This is a genomic window from bacterium (assembly GCA_026129405.1).
GTDB lineage: Bacteria > Desulfobacterota > Binatia > DP-6 > DP-6 > JAHCID01.
Genome location: JAHCID010000001.1, coordinates 248,881 through 275,188 on the forward strand (window position 1 = coordinate 248,881; position 26,308 = coordinate 275,188).

Here is a 26,308-nt window from a genome sequence, read left to right on the forward strand (position 1 = left end):
GTCACCGCTTGCATGCCGGGCGCGGGCAGGGATCCCTGCGCCGATGCATCGCCCGATACGCACCGCGACCCTGCTCCTGCTGCTCGCCGCCGCGACCCACGCCGCCGATCCGGGGCAGAACCCCTGGTTCCGCGACGGCCGTGCCGCCGTCGCCCGGGCGCGCACCGAGGTCGGCACGACGAAGCGGGCCCGCAACGTCATCCTGTTCGTCGGCGACGGCATGGGCATCGCCACCGTCACCGCCGCGCGCATCCGTCAGGGCCAGCTCCGCGGCGGCACGGGCGAGGAGAACTTCCTCGCCTTCGAGCGCCTGCCGTTCACGGCGCTGTCGAAGACCTACAACACCGACTACCAGGTGCCCGACTCGGCGGGGACGATCACGGCGATGCTGACGGGCGTGAAGACGCGCGCCGGCGTGCTCGGCATCGACGACTCGATCGCCCGCGGCGACTTCGCCGGCACCGAGGCGGCGAGCGTGCCGACGCTGCTCGAGCGCGCCGAGGACGCCGGCCTGTGGACGGGCGTCGTCACCACGACGACGGTCACGCACGCGACGCCCGCCGGCACCTACGCCCACACCCCGGACCGCGACTGGGAGGGCGATGCGAAGATGCCCGAGGCGGCGCGCGCCGCCGGCTTCCCCGACATCGCCCGCCAGCTCGTCGAGTCCCCGCACGGCGACGGCCCCGAGATCGTGCTGGGCGGCGGCCGCGCCTTCTTCCAGCCGACGACGGCCGCCGATCCCGAATACCCCGAGCGCACGGGCACCCGCCTCGACGGTCGCGACCTCGTCGGCGAGTGGCAGGCGAAGCGCCCCGGCAGCGCCTACGTCTGGAACCGCGAGGGCCTCCTCGCCCTCGACCTCGGCCAGGCCACCCGCGTCCTCGGGCTCTTCGAGCCGAGCCACATGCAGTTCGAGGACGACCGCGCCCGCGACGCGGCGGGCGAGCCGTCGCTGTCCGAGATGACCGCGGCGGCCATCACGCTGCTGTCGCGCGCCCCGAAGGGCTACTTCCTGCTCGTCGAAGGCGGCCGCATCGACCACGGCCACCACGCCAGCAACGCCCACCGCGCGCTCGGCGACACGATCGAGCTGTCGAACGCCGTGCGCGTGGCGCTGGAGAAGACGCAGGGCACCGACACCCTGATCGTCGTCACCGCCGACCACTCGCACACGCTCAGCATGGCGGGCTACCCGCGGCGCGGGAACCCGATCCTCGGCCTGGTCTCGGGCTCGTCCGGCGAGGGCGGTCCGAGCCCCGGCCCGGCGAAGGACCTCACCGGCAAGCCGTACACGACGCTCAGCTACGCCAACGGCCCCGGCTACCCCGGCGCCTCCGATTCGCAGCCCGAGGGCCCGAAGACGTTCCCGCACCCGGCGAAGTCGTTCCAGGGGGTCACCAGGGGTCGGCCGGACCTGACCCACGTCGACACGACGGCGCCCGGCTACCTGCAGGAGGCGACGGTGCCGCTCGGCTCGGAGACCCACGGCGGCGAGGACGTCGTCGTCTGGGCCGGCGGCCCGAGCGCGGCGCTGTTCCACGGCACCCGCGAGCAGAGCTACGTCTACCACGTCATGGCCGCGGCGCTGGGGCTCGATCGCTAGGGTTCCTCCGGGTCCGGGAACTTCCCCTCGCAGGTCGGCAGGTACATCGCCTCGCCGGCCATCGCCCACACGAGGATGTCGGAGCTCGGCACGAAGCCCGTCGCCGAGGCGACGATGCGGATCCACAGGGCCGGGCGGCTGGCGACGAAGAAGTCGTCGTAGTGCACCGTGCAGTGCGCCGTGGTCTGGCCGTTCGCGAGGAAGAGGCGGGAGCCGCTCACGGTCGCGTCGGCGCAGGTGAGGAACGTCTTCAGCCCGATGCCGCGGCCGCCGATGATGCCGGTCGAGTTCTCACCGATGTCGATCGCCCACCACTGCGCGGTGCCGTCGCTGCCGAAGCTGACGGGCGTCGTGGTGACGGTGAAGTCGATGGCGATGTCCTGGTCGCGCCAGTCGTTCCGCGGCGCGCCCGGGTTGAGGCCGCCGGGGCGGCGCACGTCGGTCACCGTGAAGGCGACCTGGCCGTTGCTGGGTGGGATGCAGCCGGTCGACGACGCCCCCGTGACCACGATCGGGTTGATGAGATAGTGGTGCGGCTGCGACGGGTCCGTCAGCTTCGACACGATCGGCGCGGCGCACGCGGGCGGGACGGGGCCGAAGTTCTCCGAGCCCAGATAGCCCGCCGGGGCGCGGTTCTCGCTGAGACACGTGCCGCAGCTGCAGTCGTCGAAGACGTTCGCCGTCGCGCCGAGCGTGGTCGTGTGCGCCGGCGCGCGGCAGCGGCCGGGGCACGCCTCGTCGCCGTCGATCGCGGACGCGTCGCACTCCTCGACGCTCGCGTCGAAGACGCCGTCGCCGCAGCCGCACCACGACCTCGCCGCGGCCGCCGACGTCGTGACGCCGTCCTTCACCAGCTCGTCGACGTACGCGACGGTCTGCGGCGCCGGCGTCGCCAGCGCGCAGAACGGCTGCTCGCCCACCTGGATCCCCGCGAGGTTGCGCCCGCGGACGTGGCGCGCGGCGAAGGTCGTGCACGCCTCCATCGCCGCCTCCGCCTCGTCCGCGTTGCCGGCAGCGCCCACGCTCGCCTGCAGACCCTTCAGGTAGTCGAGCGACATCTCGCGGCACCAGTCGGCGGCGTGGGCCTCGTGGAAGACGCGCGCGAGACTCGTCGACGGCACGTCGGCGACCGCCGACGTCGGCCACGGCAGCGGCGGATCGATGAACGACGACAGCGGCGTCTTGCCGGCGTAGCGGCCGTTGGGCGCGAAATCGAGGATCGCCGGCAGCGCACCGCTGGCCGCTTGGAGCCCGGTCGGGTCCATCACCGACCAGAGCTGGATCTCGCCGAGCACCTTCATGAGATCCATGCGGTGACGCAGCACGCGCTGGGCGCAGGCGGCCGGATCGCCGGTGCAGTCCGGGACGAGGCCGCTCACGATGGCGGGGATGGCCTTGCCGATGAGGTCGATGTCGAGCGTGATGTGCTGCTGGAAGCCGTTCTCGTCCTTGTAGTCGAGCGCCGCCCCGGCGCGCAGCGCACGGTTCGTCGCGCGCTGCGCGAAGCAGTCGGTGACGACGTTCACCCGCCGCAGCGACGGGTCCATCGGCTCGGCCGCGCCGAGCGCCGCCGTGCCGAAGGCCTCGTAGACGTCCCGCACCCCGGAGGCGGTGCACGAGAACAGCTCGTGGAACTGCTCGGGGTAGCCGCCGCCGAAGAGCTCGACGAGGTAGTCGTCGCCGATCGCGGGGATCGGCACGGGCTGGTGCGGACGCCGCCAGCGCACCTCGAAGTCGGGCGCGCACATGGCGTCGTTCACCTCGCTGCCGAGCTTGCCCTCGAGCGAGCCGCGCGCGCCGTGGATCAGACCCGAGAAGATGCCCACCGCCAGCTCGCCCCACGGGTCGGCGTGGAACTCGGGCGGATCCGGCGACCCCCAGCGCTCCCACATGTGGCCCATCGACCAGGCGTCCTGCAGGAAGTGGTGGCCGACGGCCTCGAGCACCAGCGCCTCCTTCTCGCAGGCGACGAGGACGTCCGTGAAGCGGTTGCGCGCCGTGCCGAGCCGCTCGGCGACCGCCCGGCACTCCTTCGCCCGGGCCACGGCGAGCGCGTGATAGTGCGCGTAGAACTCGCCCGACTGCGGCGGGAAGTGGTTCGAGTTGAGCGCACCCATGTGCGTCTCGAAGGTGTGGCAGACGTTGGGCGCGATGGGGCCGTTCGCGCCGGGGCCGAGCGGGCAGTCCTCGTTGCCGCGCGCCCAGTCCCACAGCGAGTACGAGAAGTCCGGCAGCTGCGCGAACTCGCCGGCGGTGCGTGGCCCCGGCCGGTCGAGCACGCGCTTGGCCTGGCGGAAGTCGACCGGCCACAGCGCCGGCTCCGGCGAGCCCGCGACGGGAACGGTCTCGTTGCCCGTGAAGGCGCGCAGCGTGAACGGCTCCGCCGCCGCCGCCGGCAGCCCCGCCAGCTCCACCGTCTTCACCCAGAGCTGGCGATGCTCGTCGTGCGCGTCGATCCAGCGGCCGCGCGCGGACTGGAAGCCCTGCTCGCACGGCGCGGGTGCGTTGCACTTCGACTCGTAGGCGCCGGCCGGCCCGGCGAGCGCGAGGACGAGGAGGATCAGCGCGCGACGCATCAGTCGTTCCCCAGCAGCGCGGCGACGCCCGGGAAGCAGGACGCGTCGGTGAAGTAGGTGGTGCGGAATGCCAGCATCGCCGAGGCGCCGGCCTGCCGCTGCGCCTCGTAGGCCGCGAAGCAGGCCGCCGGGCAGCAGCGCTCCGTCTCGAGCCACGGCTGCCCGGTCGTGCAGTGCGGCGCGGAGCGGGCGCAGTCGTCGAGCACGCGGTCGGGCGGCGACACGCACGCGGTGATCCAGCCGGTGCAGCGTGCGACGGCCGTCAGCGGATCGGCCGGCGCGTCGGGCACCGTCAGCATGCCGCCGGGGCCGACGTTCAGGTAGCGGGTGCCGTCCTCGGTCTGCGGCAGCGGCAGCGTCGACGGATCGGGCGGCGGCGGCAGCGAGAAGGCGACGGTCTTGCCGATGCTCGCCGGGATCGCCGTGCACGCGCACTGCCCCGCGGCGAGGTCGCACTGCTGCCCGCCGGCGCAGCCCGACGGCGCCGCGAACAGGTCGCACGGCTCGCCCGCATCGATCGTGCCGTTGCCGCAGACGCCGGCCGGCAGGGTCGTGGTCGTGCTGGTGCTGGTCGACGTCGTCGTGGTCGCCGGGGCCAGCGTCGACGAGGTGGTCGTGGTCGCGGGCGGATCGACGCAGGCGCAGCGCGCGTCGTCGCAGGTCTGCCCCGCCGTGCAGCCCGCACCCTGGTCGCAGGCCTCGCCCCCGGCGGTGTCGACGGCGCCGTCGCCGCAGCGCGAGCGCACGGCGCGGAAGCGCACCGCCTTCTGCTTCTTCGCCTTGCGCACGCCGGTCATGGTGTCGCAGGCGGGCGCGGCGATGGTCGCCTGGAGCTTCACCGCCCGCGCGGAGCCGCACCGGGCCCAGCGCGCGCGGACGACGGTGCCCTTCTTCGTCGCCTTCAGCTTGACGCGCGCGGGCGCGCAGCCGCTGTCGATGCCGACCTGCCCGGCGGCGATCGCGACGGCGTCGAAGCGCGGCGAGCCGGCCTCGGCGACGAGCGGGCCGCCCTCGAGGACGAGGAAGCGGCCGCCCGCACACGGCTCGGGCTTCGGGCGCTTCGCCGCGACCGCCGGGTGGACGGCGTGCACGACGACGAGCAGCAGGAGCGCGAGGCGCATCACGGTGCGGCCGTGCGGCCGAGCGCCTTCAGGTCGGCGACCAGCGTCCCGAGCGCCTCGGCGAGTCGGGCGCGCTCCGCCTCGGGCAGCGCCTTCGCCACCTTCTTGGAGCGCAGCTTCTTGCCGAACACCGTGAGTGCCTTGGCCGCCTTGCGGAGCGACGCCCGGGCCGGCTTCGTCTTGCCGGCGCCGAGGTGCACCCGCGCCTTCTCGATCGCCGCGCCGGCGGCCTTCACCTTGGCGAGGAGCTGCGTCCGCGGCTTGCCGGCCGCGAGCCCCTCCGTCTGCGTGAAGAGCGCCGCCACCCGACACGCCGCCGCGTCGAGCGTGGCTCCCGCCTCGCAGCCCGGATCCGGCAGCGTCGTCGTGGTCGTGCCGCCGGGCGGCACCGTGGTGGTGGTGGAGACGCTCGGCACCTCGAGGACGACCGCCGCGCCGACGCCGTGGGCGTAGGCGAGCGGCTGGTCGATGAGGATCGAGCCGAAGCCGGTCACGAAGCGTCGCTCCTCGCTCGACGTGCCGGGGTCGACGAGGACCGCGTCGCCGACGGTGAAGATCGACGAGTCGAGGACGTCGAGCTCGGCGTCGCCGGCCGCGGCCGGCGACTTCAGCATCGTGCCGTTCGGGTCGGCGCGGATGATGGGCTCGTCGGCGAGGTGGATCCTGACCAGCGCCGGGCCGACGGCGAGCACGTCGCCGGTGACGCCCGCGACGGTGATCTGCTCCGCGTTCTCGGTGCAGGGATCGACGATCAGCTCGTCGCCGAGCTGGATGCCCGCCGCCGACTTCACCGGCAGCGCGCTGCCGGTCGTCGTCTGCTTCACGAAGGTCACGATCTCCTGCCCGCACGCCTCGGTCGGCGGCGGCGTGGTCGTGGTCGGCGTGCCGACGGGGATGATCTGGATCTGCTTCGTGGCCACGACGTCACGGCTGTCGAAGAACGGGCTGCGCCCGTACAGCGTGACCCGGAGGTTCATCGCGCCCGGCCCCGTGCCGCGGATCGGCGTGTCGAACGTGCGCACCTCGCCCGGCCCCATCGAGAAGCCCGGCTGCTGCGGCACCGGCGTCGCGTTGCCCGTGATCTCGGCGAAGCCGCCGCCCGAGGGCCGATTCAGCTGCACGACCTGCGTCGTCGCCGGGTAGAAGGTGAGCTCGTCGATGGTTCCCGCGACGCCCGCGCTCGTGGTGGCGACGATGACGCGGACCGTGCCGTCCTCGTCGACGCGCAGCAGATCGTCGCCGCCGAGCAGCTCGATCGTCACCGCGACCTGCGGACGCGGCACGCGCTGGACGGCGAGCTCCTTGTCGGCGTCGGCGATCGTCACCGCGCGCGGCGGCCACGGCGTCAGCGCCTGCCGCACCTTCGCGCCGGCGGCGGGCAGCGAGCCGTGGAAGGTGTAGACGTCCCAGGCGCCGTTCGGGAGCCAGTTCGAGTAGCTCGGCTGCGAGCCCTGCATGACGACGCACTCGGGCACGATGCGGTCCGGCAGCCAGCTGATGGGGCTGATGCAGGCGGAGCGCACCGGGTCGGCGTCGTGGCGGACGGCGAGCGCACCGCCCGCCGGACGGCCGTCGATGGGATCGGAGGTCTGGAGGCTGAGCTTCCAGAGCTCGGGGCGGACGCCGACGAGATAGCTGGCCGCCTGCTGCGGGGAGCTGCCCGAGGTGAGGAAGAAGTTCACCAGCTTCCATTGCCCCGGGGAGCGCATGTCGAAGTTCGACGGATCGTAGCGCAGGGCGCAGGAGCCCGGCGTGCCGGTGATGGGACGCGTCGGCGTGCCGGCGCTCTCGAGGCCCGCGTAGCTCGTGCACACGCCCTCCGGGTCGAGGCTCAGCCCCGAGCCGAAGAGCCGCCAGCCGACGCCCCAGTAGGAGCAGGCGAGGTCGCCGCAGACGTTCGCGGTCCCGAAGCGGGCGATGCCGACGTCGTGGGCCAGCGCGAACTTCGGATTCTGCGTCGTCGTCTCGACGACGGTCGGCGTCTGGTAGATGCAGTCCTCGCCCAGGTTCGCGAGCGTGTAGAGCGTGCACTCGGGGTCGGGCGGCGGCAGCGGCGGCAGCGGTCCGGCCGCGCGCGCGGCGGTGGCGAGGAGAACGACGAAGAGGACGGTCGACAGGAAACGCGGAACCATGGCCGTGCGCGAGCGTACCGGAGCGTCCTGTTCGGCGGCGATCGGAACTTTTGCGTATGTCGTGGCGCAGTCGCCCGGGCAACGCGCATGCTTGTCGCACGCGAGAAGCAGGTGCTACGCGCGACGCCATGGAGTCGCTGCCGATCCACGAGGCGTCCTTCTACCTGGGCGACGTCGCGCCGACCTACGCGCGCCTGCGGCGCGAGGCGCCGGTGTACTGGTCGGAGGCCGCCGGGCTGTGGGTCCTGTCGACCTACGCCGACATCCAGCGCGTCTCGAAGCAGCCCGCGCTCTTCTGCTCGAGCCGCGGCGTCATCATCAACGACCCGATCCGTCTCGCCGGCACGCTGTCGACGCCGCCGTCGATCATCCACATGGACCCGCCCGCGCACGGCCGCTACCGGCGCCTCGTCAGCGGCGCGTTCACGCCGCGCATGGTCGCGGGCCTCGAGCCGCGCATCCGCGAGCTGGTCCAGGAGACGCTCGACGCGGTGCCGAGCGGCGCGCCGTTCGACTTCGTCGATCACGTCGCCGCCCCGGTTCCGCTCCTCGTCATCGCCGAGATGCTCGGCGTGCCCGCCGGCGACCGCGCGACCTTCCGGCGCTGGTCCGACGCCGTCATCGCCGCGGCCGACGCGCCCGACCCGTCGGCGACGGTCGCCGAGGTGGTCGAGCTGTTCTCGTACTTCATGGGCATGCTCGCCGAGCGCCGCGCCGCCCCCCGCGACGACCTCCTCTCCGCCCTGGTGACGGGCGTCGTCGACGGCGACCGGCTGTCGGACGAGGAGATCCTGATGTTCTGCATGACCCTCCTCGTGGCCGGCAACGAGACGACGCGGAACCTCGTCGCCGGCGGCGTGCGCGCGCTGCTCGAGCATCCGGGCCAGCTCGCGCGCCTGCGCGCCGAGCCGGCACTGCTGCCCGCGGCGATCGAGGAGATGCTGCGCTGGGTGTCGCCGGTGCGCGCCTTCATCCGCACCGCGACCGAGGACACGGCCGTGCGCGACGTGCCGATCCCGTCCGGCGCGTCGCTCGTGCTGCTCTACGCGTCGGGCAACCGCGACGAGGCCGCCTTCGGCGACACGGCGGGCGAGCTCCGCGTCGACCGTCCCGTCGATCCCGCGCACCTGGCGTTCGGGTTCGGCGAGCACTTCTGCATCGGGTCCAGCCTGGCGCGGCTGGAGGCGCGGTGCATGCTGGAGGGCGTGCTGGCGCGGTGGGAGCACCTCGCGCTCGCGGGTGCGGCGGAGGTGCTGCCGTCGACGGTGATGAACGGGCTGCGACGTCTGCCGGTGCGGGCAGCATGACCCATGATGGAGACCCCGACGGTCGGATGGGGAGGAGGCAGCTCGTCTTCGCGCGCCGAGCCCCCGTTGCCTGACCCCCGGCGCCCCGTATGAGTCGGAGGCCATGAGCGAGACCGACGCCGCCGAGCCGACCGATCCGTACCTCCGCCTCGACCAGATCATGCCGCGCCTGACGCAGGAGCAGGTCGAGCACGCGCGGGCCTTCGGCGTCGAGGAGGACCTCCCCAAAGGAACCGTCCTCTTCGAGCGCGGCGACCGCTCCGTCGATCTCTTCGTCGTGCTGACGGGCGAGATCGACATCTACGAGCAGACGCCGGACGGCGAGGGACGCATCACGACGCTGGGCCCGAGCCAGTTCACCGGCGAGACCGATCTGCTGAACGCCCGTGAGGTCCTCGTCGGGGCGCGGGCCCTCGTCGACACGCGGGTGATCCGCATCCCAAGGATCCGGGTGCGCGCGTTCCTCGCGTCGAATCCGCGCATCGGCGAGATCGTCATGCGCGCCTCGATCCTGCGTCGGGTGGGGTTCATGAAGCACGATCAGGCCGGCCCGCTGCTCGTCGGCCCCCCCGCCGACGGCCGCACGCTGCGGATCGAGCGCTTCCTCGCGCGCAACGGCTACCCGTTCCGCCTGCTCGACGCCGCCAGCGAGGAAGGCGCCGCGCGCCTGCACGCGCACGATCTCGCGCCGGACGACACTCCCGTCGTCGTGGTTCCCGGGCGCGGCGTCCTGCGCAAGCCGACGAACACGCAGCTCGCGGCCGCCCTCGGCCTGCTCGAGCCGCTCGAGCCCGACGCGGTGTTCGACCTCGCCATCGTCGGCGGCGGCCCCGCTGGCCTCGCGGCCGCGGTCTACGGCGCCTCGGAGGGCCTCGAGACGATCGTGCTCGAGAGCGAGGCGCCGGGCGGCCAGGCGGGCACCAGCTCGAAGATCGAGAACTACCTCGGCTTCCCCACCGGCATCTCGGGCGAGGCGCTCGCCGGCCGCGCCTTCGTGCAGGCGCAGAAGTTCGGCGCCCACTTCGCCGTCGCCCGCTGCGTCGTGCGGCTCGACTGCGACGTCCAGCCGTTCGCCCTCGAGCTCGACGACGGCCTGCGCGTGCGCGCCCGCGCGGTGGTCGTCGCCAGCGGCGCCCGCTACCGCAAGCTCGACCTCGAGAACTTCGACCAGTTCGAGGGCAACGGCCTGCACTACGCGGCGACCGCGTTCGAGGAGCGCGTGTGCACCGGCCTCGAGGTCATCGTGGTCGGCGGCGGCAACTCGGCCGGCCAGGCGGCGGTGTTCCTCTCCCGCCGCGCCGCCCACGTCCACGTGCTCGTCCGCGGCGCCGGCCTCGCGGAGTCGATGTCGAACTACCTGATCGACCGCATCGAAGGCTCGTCGCGCATCACGCTCCACACCTTCACCGAGATCACCGCTCTCCACGGCACCCAGCGCCTCGAAGGCGTCACCTGGACCAACGTCCGCACCCGCGAGAGCGAGACGCGCCCGATCTGCAACGTCTTCCTCATGCTCGGCGCCGTCCCGAACACCGACTGGCTGCGCGGCTGCGTCGACCTCGACGACAAGGGCTTCGTGCGCTGCGGCGCCGGCTTCGCGTCACCGACCGTCGACCGGCTTCCGAACGCGCTGGAGACGAGCATCCCCGGGGTGTTCGCGGTGGGCGACGTACGGGCGGGATCGGTGAAGCGGGTGGCGTCGGGCGTCGGCGAAGGGTCGATCGTGGTGTCGGCCGTGCACCGCGTGCTCGGGCCGGGGTGATACTCAGGGGGGAGGCGCGTCCGGCCGGCTTCTCACGACAGTGCTCGTCGTAGGACAGCAGCTCGGCACCCGCGTTGGTGTCGATGGACGTGCCCGCTCGGGGAGCCCGGACCGCCGGGCATTGCACGGTGAGCCGTCCGGGACCACGGAGTCGCGTCCCGGACGACGAACGACTCGCGGCCAACTACCACCGCCGGGCGATCCGCAATCCGCGCAGGGCGCGGCGATGATCCCGAGAAAGATATTGACAGGTTTCCGCGCGACGCCGGTCTGCGATCCCGGGCGCCAACGACACGTGCCCCGCAACGCGCGCAGCCGTCCCATGGCCGCCCCTCGTCGCCACCCCGTCCTGCGCCGGCCCCCCACCGCCTCCGCGCCCGCGCAGCGCCGCGAGAAGCCGCCCGAAAACCCCATGCTACGACACATGCATGATGTACGCCGACAAGGAGCGCCTCGGCGACGAGATCGCCGAGCTCGCCGCCCATCTCGACGCCGCCACGCATCGCCTCCTCGTCCTGATCGGCGAGTTCGACGCCTCCGGCGGCTGGGCCGACCAGGGCGCGCTCACCTGCGCCCATTGGCTCGGCTGGCGCATCGGCCTCGAGCTCGGCGCGGCCCGCGAGCACGTCCGCGTCGCGCGCGCGCTGCGCGACCTCCCGCAGATCGGCGACGCCCTGCGCCGCGGCCAGGTCAGCTACTCCAAGGTGCGCGCGCTCACCCGCGTCGCGACCCCCGACACCGAGGCCACGCTCCTCGCGATGGCCCGCGCCTCGACGGCGTCGCAGCTCGAGCGCATCTGCCGCGGCTACCGGCGCGCGACGCGCGATCACGACGCGCGCCCCGAAGACGAAGCCGACGAGCGCTGGCTGCGCGAGGGCGACACCGGGACCGGCTTCGTGCGCTTCGACATCCAGCTACGCACGGAGGAGGCCGCGCTCCTGCGCCGCGCGCTGGAGGTCGCCACGGAACGCGCCTGGACCCGCGACGACGTTCCCGCGGGAACGCGCGCGGCGCAGTGCCGCCGCACCGACGCGTTGATGGCCGTGCTCGAGTCGTACCTCGCGGGCGACGTGGACGGCGCCCCGCCCGTGGAGCTGGTCGTCCACACCGACGCCGGCGCCACGCTCGACGACGGCACCGCGCTGCCGCCCGCCACCGGCGAGCGCCTCGCGTGCGACGCGACGATCGTCACGGTGACGGAAGATTCCCGCGGGAACGTCCTCGACGTCGGCCGGCGGCGCCGCAGCATCCCGACGCTGCTGCGCCGCGCCCTGCGCCTGCGGGACCGCGGCTGCCGCTTCCCGGGCTGCACGAACCGCCGCGTCGACGGCCACCACGTCGTGCCATGGTCGCGGGGCGGGCCGACGTCGCTGCAGAACCTCGTCTCGCTCTGCCGCCGGCACCACGGCTACGTGCACGAGTACGGAATGCGCATCGTGACCGACGCCGCCGCCGCCGGCCTCCGCTTCGTACGGCCGAACGGCACGGTGGTGTCGCCCTACGACGCGCGCCCCGAGGTCGCACCGGACCCCGCCGCGGTGCTGCAGGCGCGCAACGCCGGCGAGGGGATCGACGCGATGACGGCGTACCCGCGGTGGGACGGGACGCCGCCGGACTACGGGACGATCGTGTGGTCGCTGATGCCGACGGCGTGAGCGGGCGGGCAGGGCGCCGCGCGCTCGACCCAGACGTACACATGGTCACCGAGGGGGCGGCGCCCGAACAGCGCAGGAACCATCAGCGTGGTCGTCTGACAATGCAGCGCGCGGCCCAACGCCTTCGGCAGCCGCGAAGAGATCGGGTTCGGTCCCACCCACATCCGGTCACGCACGCGCAAACCGGCCGCTCCGAGTGCGGTCTCGAGCGAGCGGGCGGAGAAGAAATGGAGGTGTCCATCTGAATGATAGAGGTGCCACTGTGGCCCCATGCGCCGCCCCTGCCAGGTCGCCCAGTCGCCGGTCATCAGAACCGCACAGCCGCCGGGCGCCAGGAGTCGTTCGATGGTGCGCAGGTACCCACGGGTGTCGCGAACATGCTCGATGACGGCTAGCGACACGACACAGTCAAACGTCCGCTCCGGGAGATCGAGAGCCTCGACCGGCACGTTGTGGATGGTCAATCGCGGATCGCGAGCTGCGACAGCGGCAGCCGTCACCGACGGTTCGACACCTTCCAGACGACACCCCTCAGGAAAGGCACTGAGGGTCGCACCGCGGTTCGCGCCGATGTCCAGAACGCGCGCGTTGCGGGGCAGGCGTTGGCGCAACGTGCGAACCAGCGCGCGATCTCGAAGGCCAGGTCGCGGAGCACGCGCGGACGATCGCGCGTCGTCGTAGAAGCGATCATAGAAGGCGGCAAGGGCAGTGGCAGTCGGCGGATGAGGGAGAAAACGATGCGTGCACGCGAGACACTCCGCGACGGGGAGGCGTCCAAACTCCTGGTTGCTCGTGAATCCGAGCATCCGTGCCCCGCCATCCAGGCATACTGGGCATCGGGGGCCTGCCACCTGCTCTCCTGCCGCATCGATCGCTGCCGCTCGGGCGTCCACCACGACCACTCCTCCCGCTCAGATCCCGCCGCTCGGGTCTGCCGCTCTCCTGCGGACATTAGCCACGGCCATTCTCATCTGCCAGGCGGTATCCTCGATCGCTGCAAGGCTGGGTACATCGACACCGATCGGCATTCCGCCGCTCCCGAAACCGCAGAACTTCCCCCAGCCGGCAGCGCTTACTAAGGCCGCATGTCCTCGCAGAATTCGTGCTAGCCCTGGGACGCTACGCATGAAGGTGGTCCACGTCACAGTTGGCCTTGAACCTGGTGGCAGTGAGCGAATGCTCGTCAAGCTTCTTCCAGGACTAAGCAACCGACACGCGCACAACGTCGTCGTGTCACTCACCACCCCCGGGCCTCTCTCCGAGCCGCTCCACGATGCTGGCATTCAGGTCATTCCCCTGGGCCTCTCGAAGACATTCCCGATTGCCGGCTTCTCACGCCTGGTCAACTTCCTCAGGGATCAGGCTCCAGACATCGCTCACTGTTGGATGTACCACGCCAATCTATTCGGGGGACTCGCTGCTCGCGCCGCACGTGTCCCCTCTGTCGTGTGGTCTGTACGGCATACGGATCTAACGCGGCACAGCCTCAAGCCCTCAACTCTCGTGGTCGCTCGCGCTGGCGGCTTGCTCTCCTCCACCCTTCCATCACGCATCCTCTTCAACGCCACGGCTAGCCTGCGAGAACACTCGCGCCTGGGTTACAGCGAAGGGCTATCGATGGTGATCCCCAATGGATTCGACACCACTGCCTTTCGAAAAGACGCCGTTGCGTACGCGAGCCTTCGCCGCGAACTCGATCTTCATCCTGAAACCCGACTCGTCGGCTTGATTGGCCGCATGGACGTCGCGAAGGACCATCCAACCTTTCTCCGCGCAGCGGCCCTTGTCCGAGAACGTCTCCCCGGAACACACTTTCTACTGGCTGGGACCGGTATTACCCGCGACACACCTGAGCTTTGGGCACAGGTCCTCAAACACTCGCTGGCACCCAGCACGCATCTCCTAGGCTATCGCGCCGATGTTCCGCGCATAACGGCAGGACTCGACGTGGCAGTTTCGTCTTCGACTACCGAGGCGTTCGCGAATGTAATCGGTGAGGCGATGGCATGCGAAGTCCCGTGTGTCGTCACCGCTGTTGGTGACTCCCAGGCGATTGTTGGCGATACGGGTCGTGTGGTGCCAAGCGGACTTCCCGACGCGCTGGCGGAGGCAATCGTCGAACTCCTCGAACTGCCCGAGCGAGACCGACGAGAGCTGGGCCACCGTGCTCGAGATCGGGTCTCACAGTTGTACAGCTTGGAAGCGATAACGGACCGGACATTCGCCCTCTATGAGGAGCTCCTTCGCGCCCGCCGACCTAGCGGACCCTAAGCCGCGCCGGACGATGCTCCCCACTGCATTCACGGCGCCGCAAGGACAGGACACGTAGGCTCCGGAGGAGCCCATCTCTACTTTGGGCGTACCGCGGTGGCCCATGAGTCTAACGAAGGCGTGACCTCCGCCTCGCGCGAAAGCCGATAGAGCACCGCGGTAGAGAGGACGCCTACGTCCAAGACGTACGCGACTAAGACTGCCAATGCCGCTCCGCTGGCGCCGGCGTAGGAAGCCAGCAGTAGCGTACCTCCGACCAACGCGGACCCCGCCAACGCCTGCGACACGAGGACGACACCGGAAAGGTGGAGCCCAAGCGCAGCCGGGCGCGCCCAGCTGCATGCGAACTGCAGAGAGAACGCTGCCATGAGCACGAGCAGCGGTCGCCACGCTTCTTGGGTATCTCCTCCGATCAACAGCGCCAGCAAGCGTTCGCCCCCGCCAACGAGGATGCCGTCGGCGATCAGGATCGGCACAAGGGACCAGAGAGTTATCCTGCCCAACAATCGCCGCGTTGCCGCGGCGTCCCCCGTTGCCGCCGCACGATACACCCACGGTGTCACCAAATAGAGGAAGGGCGAGAGAACGAAGCCAACGACGCCTGCGAGCCGGCGTGCCATGCCGAAAGCGCCTACAGCAGTGAACGTGGCCACGATGCTCAGGATGAACTCCGCCCCGTACGCGCTCAGGCCCTTCACGGCCCCGGCAAGCCAGTTGTGCGCGCAGAACCGTCGCACCTCCGCACCGTGGGCGTTCATAACCTTCCGCATGCCGATTCCCATCGGCAACCGCCCCGTAAGCACGCCACCAGTGAGACCGAGCGCCCAGGCGATGATGGACGCCCCCCCGTCGACCGCGGCGAACGGAAGCAACGTATCCGTCCCGGCGTGAAGGAAGACGGCGAATCCGACGACTCGCACAGCGGGGGCGACCACTCCCTGCAACGCGGACGCCGTGTAGTCCTCGCGCAGCCGGAAGGCGGCTTGGTGCACTTCGATGAGATTCCCGGCCCCGTGCCTGGCATAGGCTAGCAAGAGAACCGCCACACCGCCCGCCTGTCCCAGCCACGCACCACCCAAAGCCCAGCCGGCAACGACAACTACCACGGCGCCTACCGCGGCGACGCATCCCTCGGCCAGCAGGGCCATCGACACGAGCGCTCGCGCGCCTGCGTAGTCACCGTCGCGCTCAAGACGGGGAGCGAAGGCTAGCACGCCCTCCCATCCCCGAAAGCCAAGGACGGCGGCGAGAAGGCCCGTCACCGCCCGCGCGGCGACCAGTGCCCCGAACAGGTCCAACCCGAGGGCACGCGTGACTAGAAGAGTCGCTACGAGGTCGAGGCCCTGCGCCACCCCAGCCGCGCCTACCATTATCGCGCCGCCCCACAACGGCAGACCGGGGGACATCAGGTCGTAGCCCCCTCCACTAGTGGCGGGTTCCCGGCCGCTATTTCCCGCCCTGATCCCATCACCGAGTGTTTTAGGGGGCGGCGGGGACGGGAGACGAACAAGACACTACTGGTCGCGCGCAGCATGAGCACGATCGCGGCCGTCCAGATGAACCCACGCACGAAGATCACGGCCGTATTCCGCACGTGCATCAGCAGCGCCATCTCGAACAGAAGCACGAGCACAATGGCCCAGATGCTCACACGAGGCCCCGCGAGCCTTCTCTCTAGGGTGCCCGTCAGCAATCCAATGACACACAGGAATGCCCCCGCCCCCACCCCCCCGAAATTGATGTAGGCTTCTGCGACAACTGAGTACCCGAAGCCGCCGAACCGCGCGGCGACGTCGGGTGCCGTTTTCTCCACGATCCAGACCGAAGAGACGAACCCCCAATCGCGCGGCTGCAGCGACACATTCGGCAGCGCGCGCGCGAGCGCCCACAGGTAGGTCTTTCCAGCAAAGTAGTTCTCGCGCGTTGGCACCAGCGCCATCGACCGCACCACGGTATCGAGCGTGTTCCCCATCTCGTGCATCAGCATCTCGTACGTCGAGACCTGGAACGTCTGGGTAACCGCCGCGACCACATCCTTCTTCCCCCTGTACAGCTTGAGGGTCCCGAACATGGTCAGGCCTACGGCGACAAGGATGACGCCGTACCTCCAGGGAATGCGGCGCACCCAATAGTGACGCACGAACACCAGCGGTAGCACTGCTGCCGTTAGCTCCCCACGATCCCCCTCGAGCAGGAACGTTGCGAGGTAGAGGCCGACAGCAATCGCCCAGCGACGGGTTGGGAAAAGCCTGCCGGAAGCCCCAACGCTAGCCACAGCAAGCGTGACAAGCGATGGCGCCATCGTGATGCCCCCAAGGGCATAGAGGTACGCTTGCCAGTTATCGCCAGTAGGGGTGAGGGCCTCCTTCCCGTAGACTCGGGTGAAGAACGCCACGGCGCCATAGCTCAACGGGAGCGACGCCTGCAGTGCGACGGACAGGACGAAGCCCATCTTGGCGACCAACAACACCGTCCCCGCCTGAAGAGGACTGATCGCCCTACCTCCGATCGTGAACACTGGGCGCCGTCGGATGCGCCGCCTCCCGCGCGTAAGATCGTAACCGCAGAGCCACGATAGCAGACCGAGACTGGCGACCTGCCAGGCGTAGCCGAAGAACTCTGGCGCGTACCAGCGATGATCGAGGCCGAATGTCCCGAAGTGGAAGAGAACGAACGCCAGCGGAAACAGGAAGCCGAGCCAGGGCATCTCGAGATGTCCGCGGCGCAGAGACAGCGCACAGTGGCTGAACAGGCCGATCACGACCAGGACATTGGCTAGGGCGAACTCGAAGCCGTGATCGCTACGCCCGGCAGGGGCGTGGGTCGCGACCACGACCGCCTGCACTAGAGTCGCGAACCACAGCGCCCCGAGCCAAAAGTCTTCGGAGAACAGCCGGCGAGCGGGAACCGAGTAGACGGGAGCGGTGCCGGGAGCCGTCGGCTCCATGTCAGTCCACACGAAGCCGGACGCGCCGGATCGGGATACCGATGGTCGGAAGCTCGTCCGATGCGACATCGGAGCGGGAGAAAACGAGGACTTCGTCGACGCGTGCCAGGCCCTGCATCTGGGTTACCTGGCTCGCGGACAGAACCGGCAATCCGCTGAAAACGTCCCCCACTCGCGCGGTATCGTGCTCAAGAAATCCGACGGGAACCCGCTGATACCCCGGATTCTTGGCCATCTCGCGAGCCAGGAACGCACCATCTTCGCTCGCGCCGAAGATGACCACGGAACGTGTACGCTGCTCCATCCCAGTGTCTCCCGCGATGAGACGCTGGAGTATCGCCACGGCGAGCCGGCTTCCAGTCACGGCGATGAGAACGAGCAATCCGTTCAAAACGAGCGCCCCGCGCGACGGACCGGAAAACCCATACGCCATGAGCACCGCGATTCCGGCCATCGCTGCCGCAACGATCGCCGAGCGCCCGATCACCGCGATGGTGTCGACGCTCGGCTCGTTCCACCGCACGCGATACATGCCGCCCAGCCACAGCGCGCTCATCTCCGCGACCACCACCATAGGGAGCGTGCCGACGAGAACGTCGGTCTGATCCGGCGGAAGGTCCCAGTCCCACCGGATCGCGAAGGCCGATACGTAGGCGAGAGCGCATAGTGCGGCATCGAGCATCACCATCGTCGCGCGCCGCTGTGGCATGACGACCGGCCCGCCCCCCACCGCCGACCGCTCCCGCACCGGCACCATGCCCAGGTAGAGCGCGAAGAACAGCACCGCCAGCGCGAAGCCCGGGATCACCGCCAGCAGCGCATCGACGCGCAGCTCGCGCACGACGACCGCCACCGCGCCCGACGCCGCCGCGACCGCGTACAGAATCAGCACCGCCCGCCGCTCCGACGCGCCCAGCGCCACCAGCCGGTGCGAGGTGTGATCCCGCCCGCCGACCGACACCGGTTGGCCGCGCAGGCGGCGCGTGATCGCCACCAGCGTGGTGTCGAGGATCGGGATCATCATGATGAGCACGGGCGTCAGCAGTACCGACGCCACGCTGCGCGAGCGGCCGTAGCTGCTGAGCAGGGCGAAACCGCCGAGGAGGCAGCCGAGGAACATCGAGCCGGAGTCGCCCATGAAGATGGACGCCGGCTTAAAGTTGTAGACGAGGAAGCCCGCGGCGGCGCCGGCGACGAGGGCCGGCAGGACGGCCATGTCCCACTGGCCGTTGGTCGCGAAGGTGATGCCGAGGAAGACGCAGGCGATGGCGGCGATGCCGGCCGCGAGGCCGTCCATGTTGTCGAGCAGGTTCACCGCGTTGGTGATGCCGACGATCCACAGCATCGCCAGCGCGGCGTCGACCGCGGGCTCGTGCGCCCAGGGCAGCACGAGGCCGGAGGCGACGATGCCGCCGGCGGCGAGCACCTGTGCGGCGAGCTTCGTGAGCGGCCGGATCTGCACCACGTCGTCGACGAGGCCGACGAGGAACAGGAAAGCCGACGCGGCCAGGATCGGCACGGCCTCGCCGAGGTCGTCGTGGAAGACGGCGACGCCGATCGCGAACGCGACGAAGATGCCGACGCCGCCGAGCAGCGCCGTCGGCTGCGAGTGCCAGCGGTCCTTGCGGGGCGCCGCCACCATACCCACGCGCCGCGCGAGGGTACGCACCATGGGGACGAGGATCAGACCGAGGACGAGGGTCGACAGCGCGGCGGCGAGGACGCGGACCATGCACTCACACGTGGACGCCGAAGTGCACGGCCGGAACGTTCCGGCGGGTCATCTTCTCCACCTCGTAGCCTATGACGCTCTCGAGGATGCGATCGGTATCGTACTGCGGGCGGTAGTCGACGAGGCGCTTCAGCTTCGTCAGGTCGGGCACGCGGCGCAGCATGTCCTCGAAACCCGCCTCGTACGCCTGCTCGTAGGGGACGAGCTCGATCGGCGACGGCGACCCCGTCATGCGCTTGATGCGCGCGGCCAGCTCGCCGATCGTGATCTCGCCGTCGTTGCCGACGTTGAAGACCTCGCCGATCGACTGCTCGTGCTCGGCGAGCGCCACGAGCGCGCCGACCACGTCGGACACGTGCCCGAAGCAGCGGCTCTGGGTGCCGTCGCCGTAGACGGTGATCGGCTCCTCGCGCAGCGCCTGGCGCACCATCGTCGGCACGACCATGCCGTAGCGGCCGGTCTGGCGCGGGCCGACGGTGTTGAAGAGACGCACGATCGTGGTCGGGACGCGCTTCTCCTTCCAGTAGGCGAGCGCCAGGAACTCGTCGATCGCCTTCGAGCAGGCGTAGCTCCAGCGGCCCTTGCTGGTCGGGCCCATGACGAGGTCGTCGTCCTCGCGGAACGGCACCTCGACGCGCTTGCCGTACACCTCCGACGTCGAGGCGATCAGCACGCGGCGGCGCTTCTTCGCCGCCAGCGAGAGCACCACCTCGGTGCCCTGGATGTTGGTCTCGATCGTCCGCACCGGGCTCTCGACGATGAGCCGCACGCCGACGGCGGCGGCGAGGTGGATGACGACGTCCGCCTCGTCGACCAGCTCCGCGGTCAGGGGAACGTTCTGGACGGAATCAATGTGGTAGCGGTAGCGCGGATGGTCCTTGAACGGCCGGATGTTCTCGATCGACCCCGTCGACAGATCGTCGATCGTGCACACCGAGTCCCCGCGCATCAGGTAGCGCTCGGTCAAATGCGACCCGATGAACCCCGCTCCGCCCGTGATCAGCACCCGCATCCCACACCCCTTCCCGCACGATCGCCCGCTCTCTGGCGAGCCGCTCGTACAACCGCCCCATGTCCCGGATCAGGCGATCGGCCGTCATGTTGGCCATCACCCAGGCGCGCCCGCTCGCGCCCATGAGGCTCCGCGCCGCGGGCCGCAGAGCCAGGTGGCGCAGCGCCACGGCGAAGGCCGCCGCGTCGCCCGCCGGCGCGGTGACGCCGTGCTCCCAGATCGCCACCCCGTCGGCGCTGCGCTGGCGCGCGCCGAGGATGTCGACGACGCCGCCGACCGCCGTCGCCGCCACCGGCCGCCCGCAGGCCATCGCCTCGAGCAGCGTGAGCGGCGTGCCTTCGTTCACCGACGTCAGCGCGCAGACGTCCAGCGCCGCGTAGACGTCGGCCATGTCGTCGCGGAAGCCGAGGAAATGCACCCGCTCCGCGACGCCGGCCGCGCGCGCCGCGGCCTCGAGCTCCGCGCGCAGATGGCCGTCGCCCACGATCGCCAAGCGGGCGTGCACGCCGCCGGCGACGAGCTGCACGAACGCGGCGAGCATGGTCGCGTGGTCCTTCACCTCGCAGAGCCGCCCGACGATGCCGATCAGCACCTCGCCGTCGGCCATCCCCAGCTCGGCGCGCACGCGCGCGCCGTCGCCGGGCTCCGGCAGGTCGAGCCCGAGCGGCACCACGACGGTCTGCTGCGGCGTGCCGACGGCGTAGCGGCCGACGACCTCGCTGCGCTGCTGCGCGCTGATGGTGACGATGCGATCGGTCCCGAGCCGTGCGAGCACGCGCTCGATCCACACGAACGCGCGCGAGGCGAGCCGCCCGTAGTAGCCGTGGAAGACGTGGCCGTGGAACGTGTGCACCACCGCCAGGGGCCGCGGCCGGCCGACGAGGGCCGACGGCGTCGTCCAGCGGTACAGCAGCGCGGCCGCGCGGCCCACCGCACCGGCCTTGGCCTTGTGCGTGTGCACGACGTCCGGCCGCAGCCGGCGCATCAGGCGATAGAGCTGCCACGCGACCCGGACGTCGGCGAGGCCGAGGGCCCGGCTCATGGTCGGCAGCACGACCGGGGCGACGCCCGCGTCGCGCGCGAACCAGCTCATGTCGCCTTCGCCCGGCGCGATCGTGCCCGTGACCAGCGTCGTCTCTGCACCGGCGGACGCGAGGCCCGCCGTCAGCCAGGTGACGTGCTTCGTCGGGCCGCCGACGTTCAGCCGGTCGATGATCCGCAGCACCCGCAACGGCCGTTCATTCCGCATCGAGCTCCTCCGCATCCCCCTCCCCGATGAGGAGGGGATCGTCGTGCAAGTCGGACGCGCCTGTCGGTGACGGACGTGCGATCTCTCGTTGCGTGAGGACGTCGGTGACGCCGCGGTAGACCGGCGTCAGGTCGACGGCGTTGCGCTCGCCGGCCTCGAGGATGGTGTCGGCCAGATCGAAGTCGCCGCGGCGTGCGTACACGTCGACGGCGAGCTTGCGGTACAGCCCGCCCTCTTCGGGCGAGCGGGTGATGGCGGTGAGGAGCGTCTCCTCGGCGGCGGCGTAGTCGTCCACCTTGAGGAAGTTGCGGGCGGCGCGGGCGAGCGCCTCGGTGTCGTCGAGCCGCTGGGCGGCTTGGCCGCGCAGCGCCTCGGCCGCTTCGCGCCAGCGCTGGCGCGCCTCGAGCAGGGTGATGACGTTCTGCATCACCGCCGTGCGGTCGCTGCCGCCGGGGTGCTCGGCGAGCGCGCGCTGGAGGCCGCGCTCGACGGCGGCGGTCATGTCGGGATCGAGCTGCGCCAGCCGCGCGCTCACCGTCTCGCCTTCGATGAGCTCCTTGCGCAGCTGCTCGGCGTTGGCGGGCGGGAAGAAGTCGCTCTCGGGATCGAGGTAGGCGTGGGTGTCGAGGTGCGGGTAGCGGAACATCGACTCCTCGAGCTCCGCGAGCGCCTCGGCGCGCTTGCCCTGCGCCCAGAGCTGGAGCCCGAGGCGGTCGCGCACCTCCGGCGCCCAGGGCTCGAGCGCCACCGCCCGCCGCAGCGCCGCGTCGCCGTCCGCGCCCGGACCGACGACTTCCGCGAAGGCCTCGTGCACCTCGCGGCTCGCCGGCGACAGCTCGAGCGCCCGGCGCGCCATCGCGAGGGTGGCCGCGTCGTCGTCCTCGAGCGACAGGTCGTCGACCGCCTCGAGCGCACCGTCGACCGAGCGCGGGGCGTCGCCCGTGAGCCCGCGCCAGTCCTCGCGCACCACCGGGATCGCGGCGAGGAGCAGCGTCGCGAGCAGCGCGGCCGGGGCGAGCACCATGCGCGGCGCCGGGCGCGGCGGCACCGAGAGCACGAGGAGCCCGAGCACGACCATCAGCAGCAGCAGGTTGGCCGGCATGCGCAGGCCGAAGTCGACGAAGCTGTGCACGAGGATCGCGACCACGCCGCCCACGAGACCCCAGCGCAGCAGCGAGACGTCACCGAGCGCCGCCAGCCAGTCGGCGTCGGCAAAGGGATCGTCGAAGCGGGGCACGTCGCGCCGGCGGCGGCGCTCGCCCGGGGGCGTCGCCCGGCGGCGGAAGGCGCGCGTCACGGCGACGGCGAACACGAGCGCCACGAGCACCCCCGCGACCCCGGTCTCGGCGGCGAGCTCCAGGTAGTCGTCGTGGGCGTGATCCCAGATGCCGTCCTCGACCGGCGGCGCCTGGAACGGGCGATACGCGTGCATCCACGAGCCCAGCCCGGCCCCGACGATCGGATGCTCGGCGACCACTCCGAGGCCCTGGACCCCGACCGCGAGCCGCTCGCCGAGGCCGACGTCGGCCTGCTCGAGCACGGCCTCGGCGCCCGTCTCGTCCCCGCCGAAGCCGAGCACGACGAACGAGCCGACGGAGGCCACGACCAGCCCCGCGACCAGGAGCGGCGCCGCGCGGCGGACGGGCGCCCGCAGGCGCTTCGGACCGCGCTGCGCGAGGACGCCGACGCCGACCACCGCGAGGCCGGAGAGCAGCGCCGCGCGGCCACCGCGGGAGTCGGTCGCGAGGTGCGCGGCGAGCACCACGACGACGACCGCGATCGCGGCCATCGGCGGCCACAGCCGTCCCTGGTTGGCGATCAGCGCCGCCGCCCAGGCCCGCCGCGCCTGCACGCCGACGCCGCGGCCCGAGTCGACCGCGTCGAGCACCCGGCGGCGCACCCGCCGCTCGACGGCGCAGGCGTAGGCGACCAGCGCCGGCAGCACCATCTCGAGCCAGGCGGCGAAGTGGTTCGGGTTGACGAAGGGACCGGCCTGGCGTGCCCGCGCGCGCTCGGCGGGCATCACCCACAGGACCTGCTCGTTGCCCACCGCCTCCTGCGCGAAGGCGACGACCGCGAGCCCGAGGGCGGTGGCCGCGAGCGTGAGGAAGAGGACGCGGAACGTCCGCGTGCGCCCCGGCTCGCCGTGCGCGGTCTCGCTCCACGGATAGGCCACGATCACCGCGAAGGTCCCGAAGCCGATCGCGAAGCGCAGCAGCTCGACCGACACCGCGAACGGCTCGAGCGCGGTCGCGCGCCACGCGGCCCACCCGCCGGCGTCGGGCCATCCCGGCAGGTTGGCGCGGAACAGCGCCTCGGCGCCGGGTGCGAGCCAGCCGAGCACGAGCGGCGGCAGCGGCAACGTCGTCAGCACGCCGAGCAGCACGAACGCCGCCAGCGCCGCGACGCCGGGTGCGCCGTCGGTCGTGCCGAGCTGCCACCGGCGCCACACCGTCGCGGCGAGGAGCGCGAGGACGATCGGGCAGGCGAGCTGGAGGGTGCGCTCGTGCACGCCGCCGAGGAGGAGCGGCACCACCACGACGAGGCCCTGCAGGCCCAGCAGCACCAGCCGGTCGAGCCGCTCGCCGCGCAGGTCGATCACGACGCCTGCGCCTCCCCCGGCCCCACGCCGTAGCCGTAGTAGCCGCCGTAGTAGCGCCCGTAGCCGTAGAGCGAGCCCCAGCCGCCCTGCACGTTGTTCACGAGCGCGCCGAGGATGTGGACGCCGGCCTGCTGGAGCTGGTCGCGCGCCCGCTTCACCAGCTCGCGCGGGGTGTCGTTGCCCTTCACGACCAGCACCACGCCGTCGGCCTCGCGGCCGAGGAGCACGGCGTCGGTCACCGGCAGCGTCGGCGGCGAGTCGACGATGACGAAGTCGTAGTCGTCGCGCAGCCTCTCGAGCGTGTCGCGCATGCGCTCCGAGCCGACCAGCTCGGCCGGGTTCGGCGGCGTCGGGCCGGCGGGCACGAAGAGCAGGTTCGGCACGTCGAGCACCCGGATCACGTCGTCGAGCTCCACCTGGCCGGCGAGGTAGCGCGACAGGCCGGTGTCGTTCGCGATGCCGAAGGCGCGGTGGCACGACGGCCGGCGCAGGTCGGCGTCGATCAGCAGCGTGCGCGAGCCCGACGCCGCGAGCGTGCTCGCGAGGTTCAGGCTGGTCGACGTCTTGCCTTCGCTGGCGGCGGCGCTGGTGACGACGAGCACGCGCGGCGGCGCGTTGGGCGTCGAGAAGAGCACGGCCGTGCGCATCGAGCGGAACGCCTCGGCGACCATCGACTTCGGCTCGCGGAACACGACCAGGTCGGCGGCGCGCGCGCCCGCAGGCGCCGGCACGTCCGCCGCCGGCCGCGCCACGGGCGCGCGGCGCTCGAAGCTCGGGATCACGGCCAGCGTCGGCAGCTGGAGGAGCGTCTCGACCTCCTCGCTGCTCTTCACGCTCGAGTCGAAGTAGTTGGCGACCAGGGTCGCGCCGACCGCGAACAGCACGCCGAGGAACGCGCCCAGCACGACGTTCAGCTTCACGTTCGGCTTCGCGGCGAACAGCGGCACCTCGGCGCGGTCGACGATGCGGACGTTCGTCGGCGTCAGCTCCGAGTTCACCGCGGTCTCCATCTGCTGCTTCAGCAACGAGTCGCGCAGCGAGCGGGCCGTGCCGACGTCCTTCTTGAGCAGCTCGTAGCGGGCCGCCATGCCCTGCAGCTTGAGCGCCGCCAGCTCCTGCTGCTCCACCTTCTCGCGCAGGCGCTGCTCGCGCAGCTCGTGCGCCTGGTGCTTCGCGCGCACGGCGGCGACCTCGCGCTTCACCTCGGCGTCGCGCTGCTTCGCGAGCGCGGCGCGCTGGAGGTCGAGCGCCACCATCTCCGGGTGGTTCGCGCCGATGCGGTCGGCCATCGAGGCCCGGCGCGCGTCGAGATCGAGCAGCGCGAGGCGCAGCTTCTGCACGCCGGCGGCGTCGAGGAAGTACGCGGTCGGATCGGCGTCCTTGCGGGTGAGGAACTCGTAGCGCGTCTCGAACGCCAGACGCGTGCCCTCGGCCTTCGTCAGCAGGGTCGACAGCTCGACGATGCGCTGCGTGACGACCTTGTGCTCCTGATCGATCGCGACGCTCGGGTGCTCGGCGGCGAAGGCGCGCAGCGCCGCCTCGGCGCGGTCGATCTTGTCGCGCGCCTCGCGCAGCTGCTCGCCGAGGAACGCCTTCGCAGTGACGTTGGTCACCAGCCGGGCCTCGTCGTTGGCCTCGATGTAGGCCTGCGTGTGGGCGGCGGCGAGAAAGGCGGACAGGCTCGGGGCGGGCGTCGAGAAGGTGATGTCGACGAGATCCGTGCCGCGGACCTCGGCGGCGCCGAGGTAGTCGAGATAGGTGGTGATGAGCTCGGGAGCGACCTCGACCGCTCCGGGCGGCTCCCCGAACTGGGCGAGCTGCGTCGGTCCCTCCCAGCCGCGCGGCCGCAGCAGGTTGAGCAGGCGACCGCTCACCTCGAGCAGCCCGCCGCGCCCCGAGCCGGGGTCGCGGAACGCCTCGCTCTGGTCGAGCCGGTGCGTGCGGATGACGCGCTCGGCGAGGTCGCGGCTCTTCAGGATCGCCACCTGCGTGGCGAGGAAGCTCGACGAGCCGGCGACGTTGCGCTCGTCGTCGCCGACGCTGAGCACGTTCTCCGCGAGCTTCAGCTGGATCGGCGACTGCTTCGCGACCTGGAGGCGCGTGGTCGCCGTATAGGTGCGCGGGGTGATCAGCGTCACCAGGATCGCGAGCGCCAGCGTCAGCCCGAAGCAGGTCGCCGCCAGCCAACGATACTTGTGCAGGATGCGCAGGTACTCGCGCAGGTCGACGCGCGGCGCGTCGGCGAACTCGGCGTCGATGACGTCGGCGGCCACCGCTGCCCGCGGCCGTCCGGGTGGCGGCCCACCGTTCGCGGGAACGATCGCGTTGCGGGCCAT

General features: G+C 71.4%; 16 protein-coding genes. 5 read left to right on the plus strand and 11 right to left on the minus strand.

The window, feature by feature from the left end:
* Positions 1 to 43 precede the first annotated feature (43 nt).
* Positions 44 to 1,606 (plus strand): alkaline phosphatase, encoded by a 1,563-nt coding sequence (locus tag KIT14_01175; GenBank protein MCW5889141.1) that lies wholly within the window; start codon positions 44 to 46, stop codon positions 1,604 to 1,606.
* On the opposite strand, the gene KIT14_01180 is transcribed toward KIT14_01175, so the two are convergent.
* The 3 genes from KIT14_01180 to KIT14_01190 are packed head-to-tail and all read right to left on the minus strand — an operon-like array spanning position 1,603 to position 7,435.
* Positions 1,603 to 4,182, minus strand: coding sequence for a hypothetical protein (locus KIT14_01180; GenBank protein ID MCW5889142.1), 2,580 nt, complete (start codon positions 4,180 to 4,182; stop codon positions 1,603 to 1,605). The genes KIT14_01175 and KIT14_01180 overlap by 4 nt on opposite strands.
* Positions 4,182 to 5,303: a hypothetical protein gene (locus KIT14_01185; protein ID MCW5889143.1), complete on the minus strand. Its 1,122-nt coding sequence runs from the start codon at positions 5,301 to 5,303 to the stop codon at positions 4,182 to 4,184. Before KIT14_01185 ends, KIT14_01180 begins: the two co-directional genes overlap by 1 nt.
* Positions 5,303 to 7,435, minus strand: a complete 2,133-nt coding sequence (locus KIT14_01190; protein ID MCW5889144.1) for a hypothetical protein — start codon at positions 7,433 to 7,435, stop codon at positions 5,303 to 5,305. Before KIT14_01190 ends, KIT14_01185 begins: the two co-directional genes overlap by 1 nt.
* A gap of 128 nt (positions 7,436 to 7,563) precedes the next feature.
* On the opposite strand from KIT14_01190, the gene KIT14_01195 reads away from it, so the two are divergent.
* The 3 genes from KIT14_01195 (at position 7,564) to KIT14_01205 (ending at position 12,159) form a co-directional block, all read left to right on the plus strand.
* Complete coding sequence (locus tag KIT14_01195) at positions 7,564 to 8,742, plus strand: cytochrome P450 (protein MCW5889145.1); 1,179 nt, start codon at positions 7,564 to 7,566, stop codon at positions 8,740 to 8,742.
* Between the two features lie 103 nt (positions 8,743 to 8,845).
* Complete coding sequence (locus KIT14_01200) at positions 8,846 to 10,504, plus strand: FAD-dependent oxidoreductase (GenBank protein ID MCW5889146.1); 1,659 nt, start codon at positions 8,846 to 8,848, stop codon at positions 10,502 to 10,504.
* A gap of 428 nt (positions 10,505 to 10,932) precedes the next feature.
* Positions 10,933 to 12,159: a DUF222 domain-containing protein gene (locus tag KIT14_01205; GenBank protein MCW5889147.1), complete on the plus strand. Its 1,227-nt coding sequence runs from the start codon at positions 10,933 to 10,935 to the stop codon at positions 12,157 to 12,159.
* On the opposite strand, the gene KIT14_01210 is transcribed toward KIT14_01205, so the two are convergent.
* A complete protein-coding gene (locus KIT14_01210) occupies positions 12,120 to 12,965 on the minus strand; it encodes a class I SAM-dependent methyltransferase (GenBank protein ID MCW5889148.1) in 846 nt (281 codons plus the stop codon). The two genes, KIT14_01205 and KIT14_01210, sit on opposite strands and share 40 nt — an antisense overlap.
* Positions 12,966 to 13,284: 319 nt before the next feature.
* Between KIT14_01210 and KIT14_01215 the strand changes: the two genes are divergently transcribed.
* Positions 13,285 to 14,430: a glycosyltransferase gene (locus KIT14_01215; GenBank protein ID MCW5889149.1), complete on the plus strand. Its 1,146-nt coding sequence runs from the start codon at positions 13,285 to 13,287 to the stop codon at positions 14,428 to 14,430.
* Between the two features lie 77 nt (positions 14,431 to 14,507).
* On the opposite strand, the gene KIT14_01220 is transcribed toward KIT14_01215, so the two are convergent.
* From KIT14_01220 to KIT14_01250, 7 genes are all read right to left on the minus strand, one after another.
* Positions 14,508 to 15,836 carry a hypothetical protein gene (locus KIT14_01220; GenBank protein MCW5889150.1) on the minus strand — a complete coding sequence of 443 codons (1,329 nt, stop codon included), beginning with the start codon at positions 15,834 to 15,836 and terminating at the stop codon, positions 14,508 to 14,510.
* The gene (wzy, locus tag KIT14_01225) at positions 15,836 to 17,377 is read right to left on the minus strand and encodes an O-antigen polysaccharide polymerase Wzy (GenBank protein ID MCW5889151.1); all 1,542 of its coding nucleotides are present in this window, start codon (positions 17,375 to 17,377) and stop codon (positions 15,836 to 15,838) included. The genes KIT14_01220 and wzy overlap by 1 nt, the downstream gene beginning before the upstream one ends.
* Before the next feature lies 1 nt (position 17,378).
* Positions 17,379 to 18,896, minus strand: coding sequence for a hypothetical protein (locus tag KIT14_01230; protein ID MCW5889152.1), 1,518 nt, complete (start codon positions 18,894 to 18,896; stop codon positions 17,379 to 17,381).
* Between the two features lie 217 nt (positions 18,897 to 19,113).
* Entirely contained in the window at positions 19,114 to 20,058 is a 945-nt protein-coding gene (locus tag KIT14_01235) for a GDP-mannose 4,6-dehydratase (protein ID MCW5889153.1), read from the minus strand.
* Positions 19,958 to 21,370: a glycosyltransferase gene (locus KIT14_01240; protein MCW5889154.1), complete on the minus strand. Its 1,413-nt coding sequence runs from the start codon at positions 21,368 to 21,370 to the stop codon at positions 19,958 to 19,960. Before KIT14_01240 ends, KIT14_01235 begins: the two co-directional genes overlap by 101 nt.
* Positions 21,360 to 23,972 carry an O-antigen ligase family protein gene (locus KIT14_01245; GenBank protein MCW5889155.1) on the minus strand — a complete coding sequence of 871 codons (2,613 nt, stop codon included), beginning with the start codon at positions 23,970 to 23,972 and terminating at the stop codon, positions 21,360 to 21,362. The genes KIT14_01240 and KIT14_01245 overlap by 11 nt, the downstream gene beginning before the upstream one ends.
* The gene (locus tag KIT14_01250; protein ID MCW5889156.1) at positions 23,969 to 26,308 is read right to left on the minus strand and encodes a polysaccharide biosynthesis tyrosine autokinase; all 2,340 of its coding nucleotides are present in this window, start codon (positions 26,306 to 26,308) and stop codon (positions 23,969 to 23,971) included. Before KIT14_01250 ends, KIT14_01245 begins: the two co-directional genes overlap by 4 nt.

Coding starts and splice junctions, on each gene's coding strand:
- KIT14_01215 (MCW5889149.1), top strand. CDS start 13,285: ATGAAGGTGGTCCACGTCACAGTTGGCCTTGAACCTGGTGGCAGTGAG.
- KIT14_01235 (MCW5889153.1), bottom strand. CDS start 20,058: ATGCGCGGGGACTCGGTGTGCACGATCGACGATCTGTCGACGGGGTCG.
- KIT14_01175 (MCW5889141.1), top strand. CDS start 44: ATGCATCGCCCGATACGCACCGCGACCCTGCTCCTGCTGCTCGCCGCC.
- KIT14_01180 (MCW5889142.1), bottom strand. CDS start 4,182: ATGCGTCGCGCGCTGATCCTCCTCGTCCTCGCGCTCGCCGGGCCGGCC.
- KIT14_01250 (MCW5889156.1), bottom strand. CDS start 26,308: ATGGCCCGCAACGCGATCGTTCCCGCGAACGGTGGGCCGCCACCCGGA.
- KIT14_01220 (MCW5889150.1), bottom strand. CDS start 15,836: ATGTCCCCCGGTCTGCCGTTGTGGGGCGGCGCGATAATGGTAGGCGCG.
- KIT14_01200 (MCW5889146.1), top strand. CDS start 8,846: ATGAGCGAGACCGACGCCGCCGAGCCGACCGATCCGTACCTCCGCCTC.
- KIT14_01205 (MCW5889147.1), top strand. CDS start 10,933: ATGATGTACGCCGACAAGGAGCGCCTCGGCGACGAGATCGCCGAGCTC.
- KIT14_01195 (MCW5889145.1), top strand. CDS start 7,564: ATGGAGTCGCTGCCGATCCACGAGGCGTCCTTCTACCTGGGCGACGTC.
- wzy (MCW5889151.1), bottom strand. CDS start 17,377: ATGGAGCCGACGGCTCCCGGCACCGCTCCCGTCTACTCGGTTCCCGCT.
- KIT14_01190 (MCW5889144.1), bottom strand. CDS start 7,435: ATGGTTCCGCGTTTCCTGTCGACCGTCCTCTTCGTCGTTCTCCTCGCC.
- KIT14_01240 (MCW5889154.1), bottom strand. CDS start 21,370: ATGCGGAATGAACGGCCGTTGCGGGTGCTGCGGATCATCGACCGGCTG.
- KIT14_01210 (MCW5889148.1), bottom strand. CDS start 12,965: ATGCTCGGATTCACGAGCAACCAGGAGTTTGGACGCCTCCCCGTCGCG.
- KIT14_01185 (MCW5889143.1), bottom strand. CDS start 5,303: ATGCGCCTCGCGCTCCTGCTGCTCGTCGTCGTGCACGCCGTCCACCCG.